The sequence below is a fragment of the Caballeronia sp. LZ008 genome (genome assembly GCF_031451435.1).
In the GTDB taxonomy this organism is placed as follows: Bacteria; Pseudomonadota; Gammaproteobacteria; order Burkholderiales; family Burkholderiaceae; genus Caballeronia; species Caballeronia zhejiangensis.
Map to the genome: position 1 here is coordinate 1,402,613 of NZ_JARUXK010000004.1, position 18,412 is coordinate 1,421,024.

An 18,412-nucleotide genomic window follows, 5' to 3' on the forward strand; every position below is an offset into this window, starting at 1 on the left:
GTCGGACATATGCGACATCCGCGCATATGTCCTTGCACCGGGAATTTCAGTGCGCTTCTTCCCAGTTGGTGCCGACGCCCACTTCCGCGACGAGCGGCACTTTCAGCTTCGCGACGCCGCACATCAGTTCAGGTAAGCGCTTCCTGACCTCGGGCAGCGCCTCTTCGGGCACTTCGAGCACGAGTTCGTCGTGCACCTGCATGATCATCTTCGCGCCGATGCCCGACGCTTCGAGCCAGTCCTGCACCGCGATCATCGAGAGCTTGATGAGATCGGCGGCGGTGCCCTGCATCGGCGCGTTGATCGCCGCGCGCTCCGCCGCCTGACGGCGCGGCCCGCTGCCGCCATTGATCTCGGGCAGCCACAGACGCCGGCCGAACACAGTTTCGACGAAGCCGTTCGCCTTCGCGATCACGCGCGTATTTTCCATGTACGCGGCAACGCCGGGATAACGCGCGAAATAGCGGTCGATATAAAGCTTCGCCGCATCGCGTGTGATGCCGAGATTCGACGCGAGCCCGAACGAGCTCATGCCATAGATCAGGCCGAAGTTGATGACCTTCGCGATGCGGCGCTGATCGTTGTCGACTTCGAGCGGCGTGACGCCGAACACTTCCGACGCCGTCGCGCGGTGCACGTCTTCGCCTTCCCTGAACGCGCGCATCAGCGATTCGTCGCCGGAAATGTGCGCCATGATGCGCAGCTCGATCTGCGAGTAATCCGCCGATACGATCTGGCAGCCCGGCGATGCGATGAACGCTTCGCGAATGCGCCGCCCTTCGCCCGTTCGCACCGGAATGTTCTGCAAGTTCGGCTCGTTCGACGACAAACGCCCCGTCACCGCGACGGCCTGCGCATAGTTCGTATGCACGCGTCCCGTCGATGCGTTGACCATGCGCGGCAGCTTGTCCGTGTAAGTGGACTTGAGCTTGGACAGCCCGCGATGCTCGAGCAGCACCTTCGGCAGCGGATAGTCTTCGGCGAGCTTCTGCAGCACTTCTTCATCGGTGGAAGGCGCGCCGCTCGGCGTTTTCTTCACGACCGGCAATTGCAGCTTCTCGAAGAAGATCTGGCCGATTTGCTTCGGCGAGCCGAGATTGAACTCGCCGCCCGCGAATTCGTACGCCTGCGCCTGCAAATCGATGAGCCGCTTCGCAATCTCGTTGCTCTGCGCTTCGAGCCGTTCGCGATCGATCAGGACTCCGTTTCGTTCCATCTTGCGCAGCACGCGCGAAGTCGGCATTTCGATGTCGCGATACACGCGCAACAAGCCTTCCTCCTGCGCCACTTGCGGATAGAGCGCCTGATGCAGACGCAACGTGATATCGGCGTCTTCGGCCGCATACGCGGAGGCTTTGTCGAGCGGCACTTCATCGAAGCCGATCTGCGATGCGCCCTTGCCCGCGACGTCTTCGTACTTGATCGTCTTCACGCCGAGATGACGCAACGCGAGGTTGTCCATGTCGTGCGGACGATGCGATTCCAGCACGTACGATTGCAGCAGCGTGTCGTGCTCGACGCCGCGCATTTCGATGCCGTAATTGGCGAGCACCTGCTCGTCGTACTTCAGATGCTGGCCGACCTTTTTCTTCGATGCATCTTCGAGCCACGGCTTGAGTTTCGCGAGCACTTCGTCGCGCGGCAGTTGCTCGGGCGCGTCCGGCCCGCGATGCGCGACCGGAATGTACGCCGCATGCCCCGGCTCGACAGAGAACGACATGCCGACGATCTGCGCGGTCATCGGATCGAGCGACGTGGTTTCGCTATCGAACGATGTGAGCTCCGCTTCATTGATGCGCTCGAGCCACGCATCGAACTGCTCCCATGTCTGCACCGTCTCGTAGTGATGCACGATTTCGGTGACTTCGGCGGGCGGCGTATCGGTCGGGCCTTCGACGGCATCGGCGATTTCGACTTCGCGCAGCCACGTCTTGAAGCCGTGACGCAGGAACACGTCGCGCAGTTCGTCGCGCGACTCGGGACGCGATTGAAGCGTCGCATCGATCGATTCGATTTGCGATGTGAGGTCGCACTCCGTGTGCACGGTAACGAGCTTTCGCGCCATCGGCAGGAAGTCCAGAGCCTTGCGCAGATTGTCTCCTACCGCACCCTTGATCTCGTTCGCATGCTCTACGATGCCATCAAGGGTTTCGTATTGCGTGAGCCATTTGATCGCTGTCTTGGGACCGCATTTTTCGACCCCCGGCACGTTGTCGACGGTATCGCCGATGAGCGACAGATAGTCGACGATGCGCTCCGGTGGCACGCCGAACTTCGTGAGCACGCCGGCGCGGTCGAGCGTTTCGTTGGTCATCGTATTGATGAGGGTGACATGATCCGTCACGAGTTGAGCCAGATCCTTGTCGCCCGTCGACACGATCACCTTCATGCCGCGCTTTTCGGCTTCGACCGCGAGCGTGCCGATGACGTCGTCCGCCTCGACGCGCTCGATCATCACGAGCGGCCAGCCGAGCGCGCGCACGGCGACGTGGATCGGCTCGATCTGCTTCGCGAGGTCTTCGGGCATCGAAGGGCGGTTGGCCTTGTAGTCGGCGTACCAGTCGTCGCGGAAAGTCTTGCCTTTGGCATCAAATACGCACGCGCTATACTCTGCATTGATTTCGCGCCGCAAGCGCCGCAGCATGTTGATCATTCCATACAGAGCGCCGGTGGGCCCGCCGTCGGGGCCTCGCAAGTCCGGCATTGCATGGTAGGCCCGGTACAAGTAACTAGAACCGTCGACCAATAGCAGGGTCTTACCTTCAAGACTTAGTTCTTCAGGCATTATGAACAAGAGAAAAGTGATTCCGAGTCTGCGATCGCTCGCAGATCAAGAGCGCGCGACGGCCAAGAAGGCTCGCGCATCGTGGCAGATGTTCACGATTATGGCAGAGTTTATCGAGGCGACCGAGTACCTCTCGGAGATCCGCCCTGCCATCAGCATCTATGGTTCGGCGCGTCTGAAACCGGAGTCGCCGTACTATCAACTCACGATCGAAATCGCGCAGAAATTCTCCGACGCGGGCTTCGCCGTCATATCCGGCGGCGGGCCGGGCATCATGGAAGCGGCGAATAAAGGCGCGCACGCGGGCAAGTCGCCTTCGGTCGGCTTGAACATCGAGTTGCCGCACGAGCAATCGGGCAATCAGTGGCAGGACATTTCGCTCCGCTTCCGTCACTTCTTCACGCGCAAGGTCACGTTCGTGAAGAACTCGGACGCGGTCGTGGTGATGCCGGGCGGCTTCGGTACGCTGGACGAGCTCGCGGAAGTGCTCACGCTCATCCAGACGAAGAAGTCACGTCACGTTCCGATCGTGCTCGTCGGCGCGGAGTTCTGGGCCGGCCTGCTCGACTGGTTCAAGAACACGTTGCTGACCAATGGCGTCATCAGCGAAAAGGATCTCGACCTGATGCAAGTCATCGACGATCCGGATCAGGTGCTCGAAGCCGTGTTGCGCTTCTATGAGGATCGCGAGGAATCGGTCGAACAGCCGGCTGAGAGCAAGTCGGATGAGGATCGGATGTTCTATCTTTAATCGAGACTCGATGCGAGCGGTTTCATGAACCGCTCGCATCGTCTCACGCAGAAGGCATCATTGAAACGCCACTTCCGCGAAGCTGCGCAACTTCCGCGAATGCAGCTTCGACAACCCATTCTCGCGCAGCAGTTCCATCGCCTTGACGCCGATTTGCAAGTGCTGATCCACCTGCGCGCGATAGAACTGATCCGCCATTCCCGGCAGCTTCAATTCACCGTGCAGCGGCTTATCGGACACGCATAGCAGCGTTCCGTACGGCACGCGGAATCTGAATCCATTGGCCGCAATCGTCGCACTCTCCATATCGAGCGCCACCGCGCGGCTTTGCGACAAACGCCGCACCGGCTCGCGATGATCGCGCAACTCCCAGTTGCGGTTATCGACGCTCGCGACGGTGCCCGTACGCATCACGCGCTTCAGTTCGACGCCTTCGAGCTGCGTCACCTGCGCCACCGCGCGCTCCAGCGCAACCTGCACTTCCGCGAGCGCAGGCACCGGCACCCAAAGCGGCAGATCGTCATCGAGAACGTGATCCTCGCGCACATAGCCGTGCGCCAGCACGTAATCGCCGAGACGCTGCGTATTGCGCAGCCCCGCGCAATGTCCGAGCATGATCCACGCATGTGGACGCAGCACCGCGATGTGATCAGTGATCGTCTTCGCGTTCGACGGCCCCACGCCGATGTTCACCATCGTGATGCCGCTGCCGTCCGCGCGTTTCAGGTGATACGCGGGCATCTGCGGCAGACGCGCGGGCTGCGCGCCTTCCTCCGGCTGCTCGCCGAGATTCGCGTTGTACGTGACGACATCGCCCGGTTCGACGAACGATGAATACGCGCTGCGATACGCGCGCGTTTCCTCGTCGTCGGCGCGCGACATCATCGTGCGGCCGAGCTTCACGAACTCGTCGATATAGAACTGGTAGTTCGTATACAGCACGTAATTCTGGAAGTGCGTGGGCGACGTGGCCGTGTAATGCCTCAGCCGATGCAGCGAGAAATCGACGCGCGCGGCCGTGAAGAGCGCAAGCGGGTGCGGCTCGCCCGGCCCCGGCTCGTACGTGCCGTTGACGATGCGATCGTCGAGCAGCGCGAGGTCGGGCGTATCGAAGATATTGCGCATCGCGAGCAGCCGGTCGCGATCGAGATCGCCTTCGAGATGGATGCCTTCCGCGAACGCGAAGTGAATCGGAATGGGATGCGCCGACACACCGACTTCGAGCCCGACGTGATGGTTCTTCGTCAGCAGTCGCAATTGCTCGCGATAGTAATCGCCGAAAAGATCGGGACGCGTCAGCGTCGTTTCGTAGATGCCCGGCCCCGCCACGAAGCCATATGAGCGCCGCGAATCGATCTGCGAGTTGAGCTCGGTACGCACGCGCACGAACGGATAGCACGCGCGCACGCGATGCGTGAACTGCTCGTTGCGGCGATAGCGCGCGAATGCATCGCGCAGAAATGCGGTATTCGCTTCATAGATCGCCGACAGACGCGCGACCGCCGCAGCGGGATCTTCGAAGGATTCGGTCGGAAAATCGTTGGCAGGCGTGCCCTGCGTGCTTTGAGTCCGGTCGTTTGTCATGATCTTGTGTCTTTCTTCGATGCCCTCGTAATGAATCGACATTAACACGGAAGAATGTGCGGACCATGAAGTCCCTCCTCACGTGAGTGCGTGCGATCACACCTCGCAACACGTTTTTGACGTTCGAAGTCAAATTTCGCGAAAGCGGCGCAAAATAAGGCGTTGGCTGCGCGCGCGCCGCTCAGTCAGCAACCGTTTTGTTAGAATCCGGCCATCGCCTGGAGAACCATCATGAAGCCGCACCTTTGCGCCGCCGCCGCGGCAGTCCTCGCCGCAGCAAGCTTCGGCGCATTCGCGCAGCCGGCGCAGCAAGCCGCGAACGCAGAACCCCAACCGGCGGTGCAGAAAATGTCGCCGGAAGAAGCGGCGGGCCTGCCCGATCTGAAATCCATCAACCGTCCGCCCGCGAACGTCAGCTCGAAAGTCGAGATTTCGCCGCCGCGCACACCGAGCTATCACGAGCTGAGCACCAACGGCACCGAGATCACCGAGTTCCGCGACAAGGGCAAGCCCGTCGAAATCGACGTGCGTTCCAATTTCGGCACGCGCTATCAGATGAGCGCGCCCGCCGACACGTCGCCGCAAGTGCGCGACAACGGCAAGGCCAGTACGCGCCTGCCGTCGATCAACCTGCATTACTGATCACTTAAAGATGGCTTCGGACCCGCTCTTTCCGGGCGGGTCGCGGCACCGTGGCTGCATGCCCGGCGCCACCGTTCACCGGCCTCTTCCTGGCCGTCCAACCTGACCGACGTTTCCCGCATGGCCGTCTTCACTCCCGTCACCAACGCCGACCTCGGCGACTGGCTGCAAGACTACGATCTCGGCGATGTCGTCGAATTTCGCGGCATCCAGTCGGGCATCGAGAACAGCAATTTCTTTCTCACGACGACGCACGGCGAGTACGTGCTCACGATCTTCGAGAATCTCACGGCAACGCAACTGCCGTTCTATCTCGATCTGATGCGCCATCTGGCTTCGCATCGCGTGCCGGTGCCCGATCCGATGCCGCGCCGCGACGGCTCGCTCTTCGGCATGCTGCATGGCAAGCCCGCGTCGATCGTGACGAAGCTCGAAGGCGCGCCCGAACTCGCGCCGACGTCCGCGCATTGCATCGAAGTGGGGCAGATGCTCGCACGCATGCATCTCGCGGGGCGCGACTTTGCGCAGCATCAGCCGAATCTGCGCAGCCTTTCATGGTGGCAGCAGAAGGCGCCGTCGATCGCCGAATTTTTAAGCGGCGAGCAGCGGGCATTGTTCGAAGACGAACTCGCGCATCAGGCTGAATTTTTCGGCTCGGCGGATTACGCGTCGCTGCCGGAAGGCCCGTGCCATTGCGACCTGTTCCGCGACAACGTGCTGTTCGCGCACGGCCGCGGGCACGCGCGCCTCGGCGGTTTCTTCGACTTCTACTTCGCGGGCGTCGACAAGTGGCTGTTCGATGTCGCCGTAACGGTCAACGACTGGTGCATCGATCTCGCCACCGGCGTGCTCGATCCCGCGCGCGTCGATGCGATGCTGCGCGCCTATCAGACGGTGCGTCCGTTCACGCCCGCCGAAGAGCGTCACTGGAACGACATGCTGCGCGCCGGCGCGATGCGCTTCTGGGTCTCGCGCCTTTTCGACTTTCATCGCCCGCGCGAAGCGCAAATGCTCAAAGCGCACGATCCCGGCCATTTCGAACGCATTCTGCGCGAACGCGTCAAAGCCGCTTCTCCCGCCAATCGATAACCAGCAACATGCGACTGATCGAAGTTCCGGCCAAGACCGGCTACGTGTGGTTCCGTCAGGGCATCTGGCTGTTCCGCCGCAACCCGTTTGCCTTCCTCACGGTGTTCTTCGCGTATCTGTTCGTGATGACGCTGATCTCCCGTGTGCCGCTCGTCGGCCCGTTGCTGCCGCTGCTGTTCATTCCGGGGGTCGCGGTCGGCTTCATGGCGGCGTGCCGCAACACGATCGCGGGCAAGCCCGTCTGGCCGACCATTCTCGTCGACGGATTCCGCTCGTACGGCAGCGTCGTCGCGCGCAGGCTGCTCGCGCTGGGCGCGCTGTACATCGTCGCGATGATGGTCATCTTCATGGCGTCGGCGCTCGTCGATGGCGGCACGCTGCTCAGCATCATGATGGGCGACGGCCCGAGCGGCGATCCGGAAACGGTTGCCGCGAGCTTCAGTCCGCTCGCGGTGCTCGTCGCGATGGCGTGCTATGTCCCGATCGCGATGCTGTTCTGGTTCGCGCCGATCCTCGTCGCGTGGCACGACGTGCCGCCCGCGAAGGCGCTGTTCTTCAGCCTCGTCTCGTGCTGGCGCAATCGCGGCGCGTTCATTTTTTACGGCGTGCTGTGGATCCTGATCGCGCTCGCGGTCTCGTTCGGCCTGACCACGCTGATGCAGGCGCTCGGCGTGGGACAGGAAATGGCGCTCGCGGTGCTGATGCCGGCATCGATCATCGTCACGACCGCGCTGTACTGCTCGTTTTACGCGACTTATCGCGGCTGTTTCGGCGTGCAGTCCCCCGATTCGCCGGACATTCCCGACGCACCGGGCACGCCCAAGGCTTGACCGGATGCCGCGCTCTTCGAACGGGCGCGGCGATGATTCGTGCGCGAAGCATTGCACGTACACTAGCGAGATCGGCCATCCCGGCCTTTCGCCGCGCCTCTGTCATGACCTCGTCAAACGCTTTGCCTGAGTTTCCGCTCGAACTCGATCAGCAGTTGTGCTTCGCGCTCTATTCGACTTCGCTCGCGATGACGAAGGCGTACAAGCCGCTGCTGGAGAAGCTCGGGCTGACGTATCCGCAATACCTGGCGATGCTCGTGCTTTGGGAATCCGACGACCTCACGGTCAAGGAAATCGCCGCGCGTCTCTCGCTCGATTCCGCGACGATGACACCGCTTCTCAAGCGTCTCGAAGCGCAGGGCTATGTCGAGCGCGTGCGCGGCGTGGAAGACGAGCGCCAGGTTCACATCCGACTGACCGACGCCGGCGCCGCGCTGAAACAAGCCGCCCGCGCGATTCCCAGCGAAATCTACTGCGCCTCCGGTTCGGACATCGACGCGATGCTGCGTCTGCGCAACGATCTGGTGCGGCTGCGCGCCTCCCTCGGCGAGTACATCGACGACTGATCCGAACCGATAGCAACACGCTAACGGCCCCATCGTCGAATTTTAATTTGCACGCTAATTAATAGCGCGATATATTTACGCCGTGGTGAACGCAACATTGATCTGACAACCGAAACATAAGGAGAGAAACGATGAGCATCCTGTACAAGGCGACGGCAACCAGCACCGGTGGACGCGATGGCCGCGCCATTTCCTCGGACGAGCAATTGAACGTGAAGTTGAGCGCGCCCAAGGAACTGGGCGGAACGGGCGCACCGGGTACGAATCCCGAGCAATTGTTCGCTGCGGGCTATTCCGCCTGCTTTCTCTCAGCTATGAAGTTCGTCGCGGGTCAGCAAAAGCGCGCAGTGCCGGCCGATACAAGCGTAACGGCGGACGTGGGCGTCGGTCCCAACGATGCAGGCGGATTCAAGCTCGATATCGAGCTGCGCGTGTCGCTGCCGGGCCTCGACGCGCCCGACGCTCAGGCATTGGTCGATGCAGCACACAAGGTTTGCCCGTACTCGAACGCGACACGCAACAACGTGGATGTGCGCGTGAAGCTCGTCTGAGACGACGCGAGCGGAAACAAAAATGCCGGCCTAAAAGGCCGGCATGTTTCAGAACCGTCGAAGGCAGAGCTTAGTTGGACATCCACGCCGGGTGACGCGCCGTAGCACGCTGATCCAGCTTCTTCATACGATATTCGAGATCGTAGATGTCCGTGGCTTCGGCGAGATAAGCGTCGTCGCGCGCGCGATCGCGTTCGTCGGCGGATTTGGTCAGGAACAGGAAAATGCGGCTGAGCAGGAACATGGTGGGCCTCGCTTGAATACTGGGGTTACTACCTATGAACCGGATTATAGGGTAATCCCTGATCCAACGCCAGCCCTAATCGCTAGAACGCTGATACTAAAGACTAAATTGCAACACCTGCAACACGGCGCGCCCGGCGTCAGGCGACGTACGCATCGCGCGCGGCCTCGCTCGGACGCCGCTGGTGCTTGAAAAACTCCCACATCACCGCTGAAGAATCCGGTCCTTTGGACGAGTGGAAAGCGACGGTATCATCGCCGCCGGCCCATGAATGGCCCAGGCCGCGCACGATCGACGTCTTCACCACACGTCGGCCGTTCTTGAAATAGTCCGTCACGACACCATCCGGATGCGCTTCCTCGCGCGCCTCGCCCGCGCGGCGATTGCCTGCGGCGTCGATGAAGCCGTTCAGCCGCAGGAACTGCTTGGCGAGCTGCTCGGCGTTCGCGGCCGCGACCACCGAATCCAGTTCTCCGTGCACGATGATCGCCGGCATGCCCGGATAATCGCGAACGTCGACAGCCGCGTCGATGAGCGTGACGGGATCGCTGCGCGCGCCGCGGCGCATGACGTCCATCGCGCCGATGGCCGAACGCGCCTCGCCGAACACCACGCCCGAGTGCAGGCCGACGGCCGCGAACACGTGCGGATAACGCACGGCGAGCAGCGCCGCGAGTCCCGCACCGGCGGACATGCCCGCAAGATAGACGCGCTCCGGATCCAGATCGTGCTGCTCGACCATCGCGTTCACCAGCGAGACGACGGACGCAGCTTCGCCACCGCCGGCGCTACCGGAATCGTCATACCAGCGCCAACAGCGATGCGCGTGATCGTGCTTCGATTGCTCCGGATACAGCACCGCGAATCCGTATCGATCGGCAAGCAGATTGATGCGCGTGCCTTGCGCGAATTCGTCGGCGTTCTGCTTGCAACCGTGCAGCATGACCACGAGCGGAACCGGCTCGGACCCGGCTTTCGGCGGCAGATAGAGCGCGTAGGACATGTGATTGACGAAGCGGCCGCTCGTCGGCGGGGCCGAATGATACGAGCGCGCCCACTTCCCGCGCGCCCACGCCGACGCGCGCGGACGCACACGCGATTCGCGCGGCACGGGACGCGCGCTGGCGCGGGGCGCTGTTGCCGCCTTCGCAGACGCCCCCGATTTCAGTTTCGACTTGACGGTTTTCGCGCGCGCGGGCTTGGCCGCCGCACGGGGCTTGGGTGTGCGGATCGCTTCGACTTGGCCGGCGACCAGGCGTCTCAAGCCGCGCAACCAGAGCTTGGTAAGGCTTTTGGACATTTCGGCTGGGTCCTCCACTTCATGCAATGGGATGGCGCGACGAAAACGCGCGCCGTGTTGTGCATTGCACAATAACATCAAAACGGCTGGATTACCTGCCTTGAGCGTACAGATCTCGGGATGAATTAACAGCAAATCGCGAAGATACCCGAAATTAGACGATAGTTACGCGATGTAACCGTCAACTCGCTTTAAGCAATGTCGGATAATTCAGTATGTTCCCAAGCGTTATACTGGAGCGAATTTGCGGCAGCGTGTCGAAGCGCCAGCCGCCGGCAGAACGGCCCCCTCGCCGCTGCCGCACTGCAGCAACCCTTATTCCCAGAAAACCAATGACCGTAGACCTACCCGTTTCCGCCTGGATCTCCGTGACCGCGCTCGGCAGCGTCGGCGTGATGGGGCCGGTGGCCCTCATCGTCGCCGCATGGCTCGCCGTCGGCTATCGATGGAAATATTCTGTCGCGTGGCTCGCACTGCTCGGCGCGGCGAGCGGCCTCGTCGCGTTGAGCAAGATCGCGTTTATCGGCTGGGGTATCGGCGTGCGCCATCTTGACTTCACCGGCGTCAGCGGACATGCGCTGATGTCCACAGCGGTGCTGCCCGTCGCGATTTTCGTCGCGCTGTTGCCCGCGCGCGGCGCGTGGCGCGCCATCGGCGTCGCGCTCGGTCTGTTGCTGGGCGTATGGGTGGGCGTGTCGCGCGTCGTGCTCGACGCGCATTCGGTATCGGAAGTGGTCGCTGGTTGCGCGCTCGGCGCGGTCGTCGCGCTCGCGTTCGTGTGGTTCGCGTGGCGCGCCGAGTCCGGCAGGCTCGCGCCGGCGCCCGTCGCCGCGAGTCTCGCGGCGGTCGTCGTGGCGCTGCACGGCGTGCCCGTGCCGACGCAGCAATGGATCACGGAAATCGCGCTCGGGCTGTCGGGCCACGAGCGTCCGTATGTGCGGGCAAGCTGGAAGTCGAAGAAATTTCGCGCGCCGGAACGCCGCACTGAACTGCCGCAGGACGACCGCGCGGCCGCCTGACGCGGCCGCTGCGTTCACTGCATGATGCCTTAATCGTTCACGCCGATAATCACGCTCGACGCCTTGATCACCGCAACGGCCTTCTGACCTTGCGTCAGGCCGAGCGTGTCCGCGCTCTGGTTCGTGATGATCGCGGTGATGGTCGTGCCGCCGTCGAGCGACAGCGAAACCTCCGCGTTCACCGCGCCCTTCGTCAGACTGGCAACCGTGCCACGCAACTGGTTGCGCGCCGACAGCTTTGCGCCGGTGTCTTCCATCAGCATGACCCACGACGCCTTGATAAGCGCGAACGCATCGCTGCCTTCCTTCAGGCCGAGCGCCTGCGTGCTCTCGTGCGTGACGACCGCGACGATCGTCTGCCCGCCGGGCAAGCCGAGTTCGATTTCGTCGTTCACCGCTCCACGCGTGACCTTCGTCACCTTGCCGGCCAGTTGGTTGCGTGCGCTTGTTTTCATTCCCAATCTTCCGATCAGTTCCCAATCGTGGGCGAAGCCTTCGATGGCCGCGCCCGCCCGTTCCAGAAATTTCCGATGCTCGCGTTCGATCGCGTGATACGTGTCGATGAGACGCAACGCTGATGGCGTGAGCGTTGTGCCGCCGCCGCCCTTGCCGCCCGCCGCGCTGGTCACGAGCGGTTCGCCGGCAAGGTTGTTCATGGTGTCGACGGCGTCCCACGCGCCCTTGTAGCTCATGCCCACGGCCTTCGCCGCGGCGGTGATCGATCCCGTGTCGCGGATCGCGGCCAGAAGCGCAATGCGCGCCGCGCCCCCGAGCGTCTCCGTGCCGCTGCGCAGCCATACGGAGCCACCGAGTTCCAGCGGATCGCGCACCTTCGACGGTGCTGTTTTACTCATCTCTAGCCTCTGTGATCGTGCTGAAACAATGGGACGGATTATATCGATGCCTTCACACGCGGACGGTGCATCGAACGCAGCAGCCGCTCGCCTTCGCGCGCGTCCTTGCGCGCCGACGCCGCACCCCAGGCCCGCGCGAAACCGCGCTGATAATCGGTGGCTTCGGGGAGCGCCGCGAGCCGATCGGCGGCGACGGCTGCATCGTTTGCTTCGCCGAGCACCGTCTGCAATTCGCCGAGCAGCTTCGCCGTGTCGGTACGCGTTCTCCGCGACGTCACCGAGCGGAAGAATTCGAGCGCATATCGCAGGCGCTTCGCATGAATGCGGACACGATGCCGCTCATGCGCTTCGAGCGACGCGAGATCGGGCGCGCGCGCGATACGCCGGTAGTCCTTGCGGATGCGTTTTTCGGCAAAGCTGACAAAGCGCATCGGCGACTCGTCTTCCTGCGATGAGAACCGCGCGAGCCATTCGACGAACGCGAGCATCAGGCGTGCATGGCGCTTCGACGCCAGCGCGTCGTGCACCTTGTCGCGCGCGACGCGGCGCTTCACGTCCGCAGCGGCGATGACCGGTTGCCAGCGCGTGGCGTCGTCGTCCGATTCGGCGTAGGCAGGCAGCGTCCTGTCGGTGAAGACGTCCCAGTCGCGTGCATCGGCGAGCAGGTCGCCGAACCACTTCAGATCGGGCGCGATGCGCGCATTCCACGTGTCGTCGATATCGTCGCGAAAGAGCTTCAGCAGCGTCTTCAGCCGACGCTGCGCGACGCGCAACTGATGCACGTGCTCGTCGCCCAGACCCGCGCGCGACGCGGCCGCGTTGCCGAACCACTGCCCCGCCACCGACGCCGCGATGGCGACGAACGCTTCGCGGCGCGTCGCCGTGCGCGGCAGGCCGAGTTTCGCGGCATGCACAGGTTCCGCTTGCGATGCGTGCTCGTCGTCCGGCGCGATGAAAAACGGCGCGGCGTCGATCACCTCGCCAGCGAGCCCGAAGACGGCGTCCAGCGCGCCGTTCACCGCGGGCGCCGCGAGCCGCAAGATCGGCGGTTCCTCTTCCGAAGTTTCGAGCGACGCGAGAATGTCCGCGCCGCCGGCATCGACGCGCCATTCGATGCGTTCGATCTCGCGCCCGGCTTCCGAGTCCGCCGCCATATCCCGATGCGCGTTCGCGAGCGGCTCGGCGAGCGCGTCGTCGGCATGCGCGAATTCGACCAGCGACGCCGCCAGATCCTCACCCGCGGGCCGCGCGAAAGTCCGATAGCGCGTGAAGCCGGGCATCGGCACGCTCTCTTTTTGCACGGCGCACAGCGTGCGCGCGCCCTCGAGCGTTTCGATCGACAACCGCCATCGCGGCGTTTTCAGCGGAATCTCGCGCGTCGTGAAGCGCGTCCGGACGGGTTCCGCGCCCGCGATTGCGGCCACGCGATGCAGCGCGTCCTCGGCTCCATCGTCCGATCGATGCGCGTGCAGCGTCACCTCGATCCACATCGTCATGAAGTCTCCCCGGGCGATCTGACGCCGCCCGTCAATTCATACGAAATGGCTGCCGTTTCCCGATTCATGAAATCGACACACGCGCCGGGAAACATGCCCATTTGAGCTTCTGAAACGCTTCTCGTCTGCTTTTTCACCTTTCCGATACGACCTCGCGCAGGACCAGCCCCAAGGACGCGTTCATGAACCAGATTGCCTTTCCTCAATCCCAGACGGGCCGCACGCTCGGACAACGCCTCGCGCTACTGCTCTTTCTGCTTGCCATCGGCGCGGGCGCGGCGTACTGCGTCCTGCATCTGCTCGAAGATCTCGCGCCGGTTCGCGAATCGTCGGCGTTTCCATACATTCTGCTCGGCGTCGCGCTCCTGATTGCGCTCGGCTTCGAATTCGTCAACGGTTTTCATGACACGGCGAATGCTGTCGCCACTGTAATTTACACGCACTCGTTGACGCCAAACTTAGCGGTAGTCTGGTCGGGAGCATGGAATTTCATCGGCGTGTTGATTTCGAGCGGCGCGGTCGCGTTCGGCATCCTGCAATTGCTGCCGGTGGAACTGATCATCGGCGTCGGCAGTTCGCAGGGCTTCGCGATGGTCTTCGCGCTCCTCATCGCGGCGATCATCTGGAATCTCGGCACCTGGGCGCTCGGCCTGCCGTCGTCGAGTTCGCATACGCTGATCGGCTCGGTGATCGGCGTCGGCCTCATGAACCAGATGTTGCACGGCACGAACGGCACGTCGGGCGTCGACTGGAGCCAGGCGATGTCCGTCGGCAAGTCGCTGCTGTTTTCGCCGCTCGTCGGCTTCATCCTCGCGGGTTTTCTGCTTTACGTGCTGAAGCTCGTCGTGCGCGTGCCCGCGCTCTACAAAGAGCCGGAGAAGAACACGCCGCCGCCGTTCTGGATCCGCTGTCTGCTGATCCTGACATGCACGGGCGTGTCGTTCGCGCACGGCTCGAACGATGGCCAGAAAGGCATGGGCCTCATCATGCTGATCCTGATCGGCACCGTGCCGACCGCCTACGCGCTGAACAAGGCCGTGACGGCGAGCGAAACGCAGACGTTCGTCGCGGTGAGCCGCAGCGCATCGGACGTATTGCAGCGCTACAGCAACGGCGCTCCGCCCGCCGCCGACGCGCGCGCCCAGGTCGAGAAATACGTGCAGACGAAGACGCTCGCGCCGGACACGATCGCGTCGCTGAAGCGCGTCGTCGACTCGATCGAAGCGCAGATCCGCCCGAGCCAAACGATGGCCGAAGTGCCGCAGGGCAACGTCCGCAACGTGCGCAACGAGATGTACATCGCGTCGGAGGCGCTGCGCATCATGGAGAAGCAGAAAGCGCCCGCCTTTTCCAAGGACGACGACGCCGTGCTCGGCAACTACAAGAAGCAGCTCGACCACGCGACGAAGTTCATCCCGACGTGGGTGAAGGTCGCCGTCGCCGTCGCGCTCGGATTGGGCACGATGGTCGGGTGGAAGCGGATCGTCGTGACGGTCGGCGAGCGCATCGGCAAGACGCATCTGACGTACGGACAAGGCGCGTCGGCGGAACTCGTCGCGATGCTGACCATCGGCGCCGCCGATGTCTACGGCTTGCCCGTCAGCACGACGCACGTGCTGTCGTCGGGCGTCGCGGGCACGATGGCCGCGAACGGCTCCGGCCTGCAATGGCGCACCGTGCGCAGCCTCGCGCTCGCGTGGATCCTGACGCTGCCGGTTTCGATCGCGCTCGCGGGCCTGCTGTTCTGGGCGTTCCGCGGCCTATTCTGAGCGGATCGCTTGCGTAAAAAGCGGCGCGCGAAGGCTTTCGCGCGCCGTGCAAGTTTTGCCCGTCCCGCCTCGTTTCGCCTCTCCTTTTCGACATTCGTCTGCGCTGGCGCACGTTCGCTCACTGCCCGCAATGCCTGATGCCGCGGGCTTTCGTCGCTACTGGCACGGCCATTGCTCGTATGCAGTCGTCGATCGCAAGACTGATCGTGCCGGCGGCCACGAACCGCCGCTCCTTCGGCGCATGACTGTCGATGACAGTTGGGAGGCTGCGCCGGACGCCGATCCGTCACGCGATCATTTGAATAAGGAGAAGTCGAAATGACGATCGGAACCATACTGCTGATCATCCTGATCCTGCTCTTGATCGGCGCCATTCCTTCCTGGCCGCACAGCCGCAGTTGGGGCTACGGGCCGAGCGGGATCGTCGGCGTCGTGCTGATCGTAGTGATCGTTCTGTTGCTGATGGGTCGGTTGTGACATCGCGCGGCTGCTGTTGGCCGCGTAAGAAAAAAGGGGCGCTCCCGGCGGGACGCCCCTTTTTGTCGATTGCGGCCGCGGTCTAGACGCGCATCACCTGGCCGTTCGGCTCGATCTTGCGCGGGATGACCGGCTCGCTCTGCTTCGGCGACGATGCCTTCGAACGCGGCGTGACCGGCGCCTGTTCGATAGCGGCTTTATCGGCGACCTGCTTCACGGACGTGGCGCTCTTGTGCTTCTTTTTGGCTGCCGTCTGCGGCGCCGCGTGCGTCTTGCTCTTGCCCTTGACGGACTGTGCTTCGGGAGGATTCCAGACTTCCGTGTAGCGCTCGGCCGCAAAAAGCGACGACGAGCCGATCAGAAGAACGACGATCAGGAATACGCGCTTCAAGTGATTCGCTCCAACGGTTAGTGGCCCGCTCTGCGCGAGAGGATGGCGTCGAGCGTCTGCTCGGATGTTTCCAGCTCGAGCAACGCGGCGTCGAGACGCTCGATCGAGCGCGCGACGGAGCGCCCGTCCCGCTCGAAATCCGGCTCGCCGCGCGTGGCGTCGAACGCCGCGTTGACCGCGCGCGTCGCGCGCATGAAACGTTCGAGCGCAGCGGCTTCGAGCGGATCGTTGCGTGGGTTCATCGGCGAGCTCCTGTTGCGGACAAGCTGTACGAATATACAGTAAGCCGACGCCGCGGCAAACAGGCGGCGCGCGTCGTGGCGAAAATGCCGAAGCGCCTCTTGACCGGCGCATGCATCGGCCTTCGGCGGCGTGCAGCGGCGTTTTGCCGCGCATCGATGCGGCGTCGCGCGCGATTAAGTCCCTCTTAATTCTGCGCCGACACACTCGTCTCGCGATCCGGCTCCGTTGCCGCCGTCCGCACCGGACGGCCGAGCCATCACCGTGAGGAACGTGCCATGCCAGCCAACACCGCCGCGCGCCGCAGCTTCGCCAATCTCGCTCCGACGATGCGCAAACAATACGCGCTCACCCTGCGCGAATGCCGTCTTTCCCTGCCGGTCGAGCCGCCGTGGGGCGCGCCTTACCGAATGGTCGAATGGGCGTCGAAGACCGACCAGCGCGTGCAGCGACGCGTCTTTCCCGCCGACTGCACGCCGTCGCAAATCGCCGATGCGCTCAAATCCCACGTACCGGGCCGCCGCTACGGCCCGACCGACGACGAAGACTGATCCGGCGCTTCGAGTCAAAAAGCGCATGGCGGGCTTGCATTAATCCAAATGTGGACTAATATTACTGCAAAGTTCCTTTGGAGACTTAACGACATGCCCAACGCCGCACGCGCCGAACATGCGTCGGCCGGCCGTCCGGTGCCGCGTCCGGCGCTGGATTCGGGTGATCTATCCGCTGCCGGTCTACGCGCCTTCTTCAATATCGCCCGCGACTGGGCGCTATCCGCCGAGGAGCAGATCACGCTGCTCGGCTCGCCGGGGCGCTCCACCTATTTCAAATGGAAGCAGGACCCCGAATCCGCCCGCCTCGCTCGCGACACGCTCGAGCGCCTTTCGCTGATTCTCGGCATCTACAAGGCGCTGCAAATCCTTCTCCCCGATCCGAAAGCCGCCGATACCTGGATCCGCCGCCCCAATGCCGCGCCGCCGTTCGGCGGGCGTCCGGCGCTCGATCGGCTGCTGGCGGGCAATATCAGCGATCTCGTTGCCGTGCGCCAATATCTCGACGCGATGCGAGGCGGCTGGGCGTGATGGGAATTGCATTCAGCAAGGACACACCGAACTGGCGCGAACAGTGGCCGCACAGTCTGCTCGACTGGTCGCCGGCGTATCGCGTGATTCCCACGCGCTTTCCTGCCGTCAATCTCTTCGATCGCGTGGCGTCACCGCAGGATTTCGAAGCGCTCTACGCACTGGAGGCGATGACCAACGACCGCCTGCGCACCGAAATCGGCGAACTCGATCTCGTGCCCGCGGAAGAGCGCTGTTTCGGGCCGGGCTGCGGGCCGATCATGGCGGCGTTCACGCATCTGAATCCGAACGGCAGCCGTTTCTCGGACGGCAGCTACGGCGTGTTTTACTGCGGCCGCGAGCGGCAGACGGCGATCGCGGAAACGCGCTATCACTCCGGGCTTTTTCTCGCCGCGACGAACGAAGCGCCGACGCGCCAGCAGATGCGTCTCTACACAGTGCGGGCGCACGGCGATGTCGTCGATCTGCGCGGCGACGCGATCGCGCGAACGGGCCTCGATCCGCGCATCCTCGCGCCGGACGACTACGGCCCGGGCAAGGCGCTCGGACGCGCGGTGCGGGCGGCCGGTGCGCCGGGGATCGTGTATCCCTCGGTGCGCGATCCGCAGGGCGAATGCCTCGCCGCCCTGCGCACGACGATGCTGCGCGACTGCCGGCACGCGGCGTATCTCGAATACAACTGGAACGGCGAGGCGATCGACTACGTGTTCGAGCTGAATCAGGTCGGCTGAACGGGCAAACG

At 63.4% G+C, this 18,412-nt stretch carries 20 protein-coding genes; 12 read left to right on the top strand and 8 right to left on the bottom strand.

All coding sequences use genetic code 11. The features are described from left to right. Nucleotides 1–46 precede the first annotated feature (46 nt). Nucleotides 47–2,785: a DNA polymerase I gene (polA, locus tag QCE49_RS31375; RefSeq protein WP_250440402.1), complete on the bottom strand. Its 2,739-nt coding sequence runs from the start codon at nucleotides 2,783–2,785 to the stop codon at nucleotides 47–49. A 1-nt stretch (nucleotide 2,786) separates the two neighbouring features. On the opposite strand from polA, the gene QCE49_RS31380 reads away from it, so the two are divergent. Further along, nucleotides 2,787–3,536 (top strand): TIGR00730 family Rossman fold protein, encoded by a 750-nt coding sequence (locus QCE49_RS31380; protein ID WP_008353977.1) that lies wholly within the window; start codon nucleotides 2,787–2,789, stop codon nucleotides 3,534–3,536. A gap of 57 nt (nucleotides 3,537–3,593) precedes the next feature. Here the strand turns inward: QCE49_RS31380 and QCE49_RS31385 are convergent, their stop codons facing one another. Further along, nucleotides 3,594–5,120: an AMP nucleosidase gene (locus QCE49_RS31385; RefSeq protein ID WP_008353978.1), complete on the bottom strand. Its 1,527-nt coding sequence runs from the start codon at nucleotides 5,118–5,120 to the stop codon at nucleotides 3,594–3,596. 231 nt (nucleotides 5,121–5,351) lie between these two features. Between QCE49_RS31385 and QCE49_RS31390 the strand changes: the two genes are divergently transcribed. The 5 genes from QCE49_RS31390 (at nucleotide 5,352) to QCE49_RS31410 (ending at nucleotide 8,798) form a co-directional block, all read left to right on the top strand. Beyond that, a complete protein-coding gene (locus tag QCE49_RS31390; RefSeq protein ID WP_008353979.1) occupies nucleotides 5,352–5,762 on the top strand; it encodes a hypothetical protein in 411 nt (136 codons plus the stop codon). 120 nt (nucleotides 5,763–5,882) lie between these two features. Next, a complete protein-coding gene (locus QCE49_RS31395) occupies nucleotides 5,883–6,851 on the top strand; it encodes a homoserine kinase (RefSeq protein ID WP_250435473.1) in 969 nt (322 codons plus the stop codon). An 8-nt stretch (nucleotides 6,852–6,859) separates the two neighbouring features. Then, a complete protein-coding gene (locus QCE49_RS31400) occupies nucleotides 6,860–7,681 on the top strand; it encodes a BPSS1780 family membrane protein (protein ID WP_250459085.1) in 822 nt (273 codons plus the stop codon). Between the two features lie 104 nt (nucleotides 7,682–7,785). Next, entirely contained in the window at nucleotides 7,786–8,247 is a 462-nt protein-coding gene (locus QCE49_RS31405; protein ID WP_033536081.1) for a MarR family winged helix-turn-helix transcriptional regulator, read from the top strand. Between the two features lie 131 nt (nucleotides 8,248–8,378). Then, nucleotides 8,379–8,798 carry an organic hydroperoxide resistance protein gene (locus QCE49_RS31410; protein ID WP_175982510.1) on the top strand — a complete coding sequence of 140 codons (420 nt, stop codon included), beginning with the start codon at nucleotides 8,379–8,381 and terminating at the stop codon, nucleotides 8,796–8,798. 70 nt (nucleotides 8,799–8,868) lie between these two features. Here the strand turns inward: QCE49_RS31410 and QCE49_RS31415 are convergent, their stop codons facing one another. Together QCE49_RS31415 and QCE49_RS31420 are read right to left on the bottom strand one after the other, a co-directional pair. Next, the gene (locus QCE49_RS31415; RefSeq protein WP_008353986.1) at nucleotides 8,869–9,042 is read right to left on the bottom strand and encodes a DUF3563 family protein; all 174 of its coding nucleotides are present in this window, start codon (nucleotides 9,040–9,042) and stop codon (nucleotides 8,869–8,871) included. A 139-nt stretch (nucleotides 9,043–9,181) separates the two neighbouring features. After that, nucleotides 9,182–10,342, bottom strand: a complete 1,161-nt coding sequence (locus QCE49_RS31420) for a PHB depolymerase family esterase (protein WP_008353987.1) — start codon at nucleotides 10,340–10,342, stop codon at nucleotides 9,182–9,184. Between the two features lie 332 nt (nucleotides 10,343–10,674). Between QCE49_RS31420 and QCE49_RS31425 the strand changes: the two genes are divergently transcribed. After that, a complete protein-coding gene (locus QCE49_RS31425; protein WP_033536080.1) occupies nucleotides 10,675–11,361 on the top strand; it encodes a phosphatase PAP2 family protein in 687 nt (228 codons plus the stop codon). A 29-nt stretch (nucleotides 11,362–11,390) separates the two neighbouring features. On the opposite strand, the gene QCE49_RS31430 is transcribed toward QCE49_RS31425, so the two are convergent. Further along, on the bottom strand, nucleotides 11,391–12,215 hold the full coding sequence (locus QCE49_RS31430) for a TOBE domain-containing protein (RefSeq protein ID WP_034471893.1): 825 nt from the start codon (nucleotides 12,213–12,215) through the stop codon (nucleotides 11,391–11,393). A gap of 38 nt (nucleotides 12,216–12,253) precedes the next feature. Further along, a complete protein-coding gene (locus QCE49_RS31435) occupies nucleotides 12,254–13,711 on the bottom strand; it encodes a CHAD domain-containing protein (RefSeq protein ID WP_250459083.1) in 1,458 nt (485 codons plus the stop codon). 182 nt (nucleotides 13,712–13,893) lie between these two features. Here QCE49_RS31435 and QCE49_RS31440 point away from each other — a divergent pair, with 182 nt between their 5' ends. Together QCE49_RS31440 and QCE49_RS31445 are read left to right on the top strand one after the other, a co-directional pair. Then, a complete protein-coding gene (locus QCE49_RS31440) occupies nucleotides 13,894–15,480 on the top strand; it encodes an inorganic phosphate transporter (protein ID WP_250459081.1) in 1,587 nt (528 codons plus the stop codon). Nucleotides 15,481–15,798: 318 nt separating this feature from the next. After that, nucleotides 15,799–15,957, top strand: coding sequence for a DUF3309 family protein (locus QCE49_RS31445; RefSeq protein ID WP_008353994.1), 159 nt, complete (start codon nucleotides 15,799–15,801; stop codon nucleotides 15,955–15,957). 82 nt (nucleotides 15,958–16,039) lie between these two features. Here the strand turns inward: QCE49_RS31445 and QCE49_RS31450 are convergent, their stop codons facing one another. Continuing rightward, nucleotides 16,040–16,348, bottom strand: a complete 309-nt coding sequence (locus QCE49_RS31450) for a hypothetical protein (RefSeq protein ID WP_008353995.1) — start codon at nucleotides 16,346–16,348, stop codon at nucleotides 16,040–16,042. Nucleotides 16,349–16,365: 17 nt separating this feature from the next. Beyond that, complete coding sequence (locus QCE49_RS31455; protein ID WP_008353996.1) at nucleotides 16,366–16,590, bottom strand: hypothetical protein; 225 nt, start codon at nucleotides 16,588–16,590, stop codon at nucleotides 16,366–16,368. A gap of 276 nt (nucleotides 16,591–16,866) precedes the next feature. On the opposite strand from QCE49_RS31455, the gene QCE49_RS31460 reads away from it, so the two are divergent. From QCE49_RS31460 to QCE49_RS31470, 3 genes are all read left to right on the top strand, one after another. After that, a complete protein-coding gene (locus QCE49_RS31460; RefSeq protein ID WP_008353997.1) occupies nucleotides 16,867–17,139 on the top strand; it encodes a DUF2866 domain-containing protein in 273 nt (90 codons plus the stop codon). Nucleotides 17,140–17,232: 93 nt separating this feature from the next. Further along, a complete protein-coding gene (locus tag QCE49_RS31465) occupies nucleotides 17,233–17,670 on the top strand; it encodes an MbcA/ParS/Xre antitoxin family protein (protein WP_008353999.1) in 438 nt (145 codons plus the stop codon). Beyond that, nucleotides 17,670–18,401: an RES family NAD+ phosphorylase gene (locus QCE49_RS31470; RefSeq protein WP_008354001.1), complete on the top strand. Its 732-nt coding sequence runs from the start codon at nucleotides 17,670–17,672 to the stop codon at nucleotides 18,399–18,401. Before QCE49_RS31465 ends, QCE49_RS31470 begins: the two co-directional genes overlap by 1 nt. The last annotated feature ends 11 nt before the right edge of the window (nucleotides 18,402–18,412 follow it).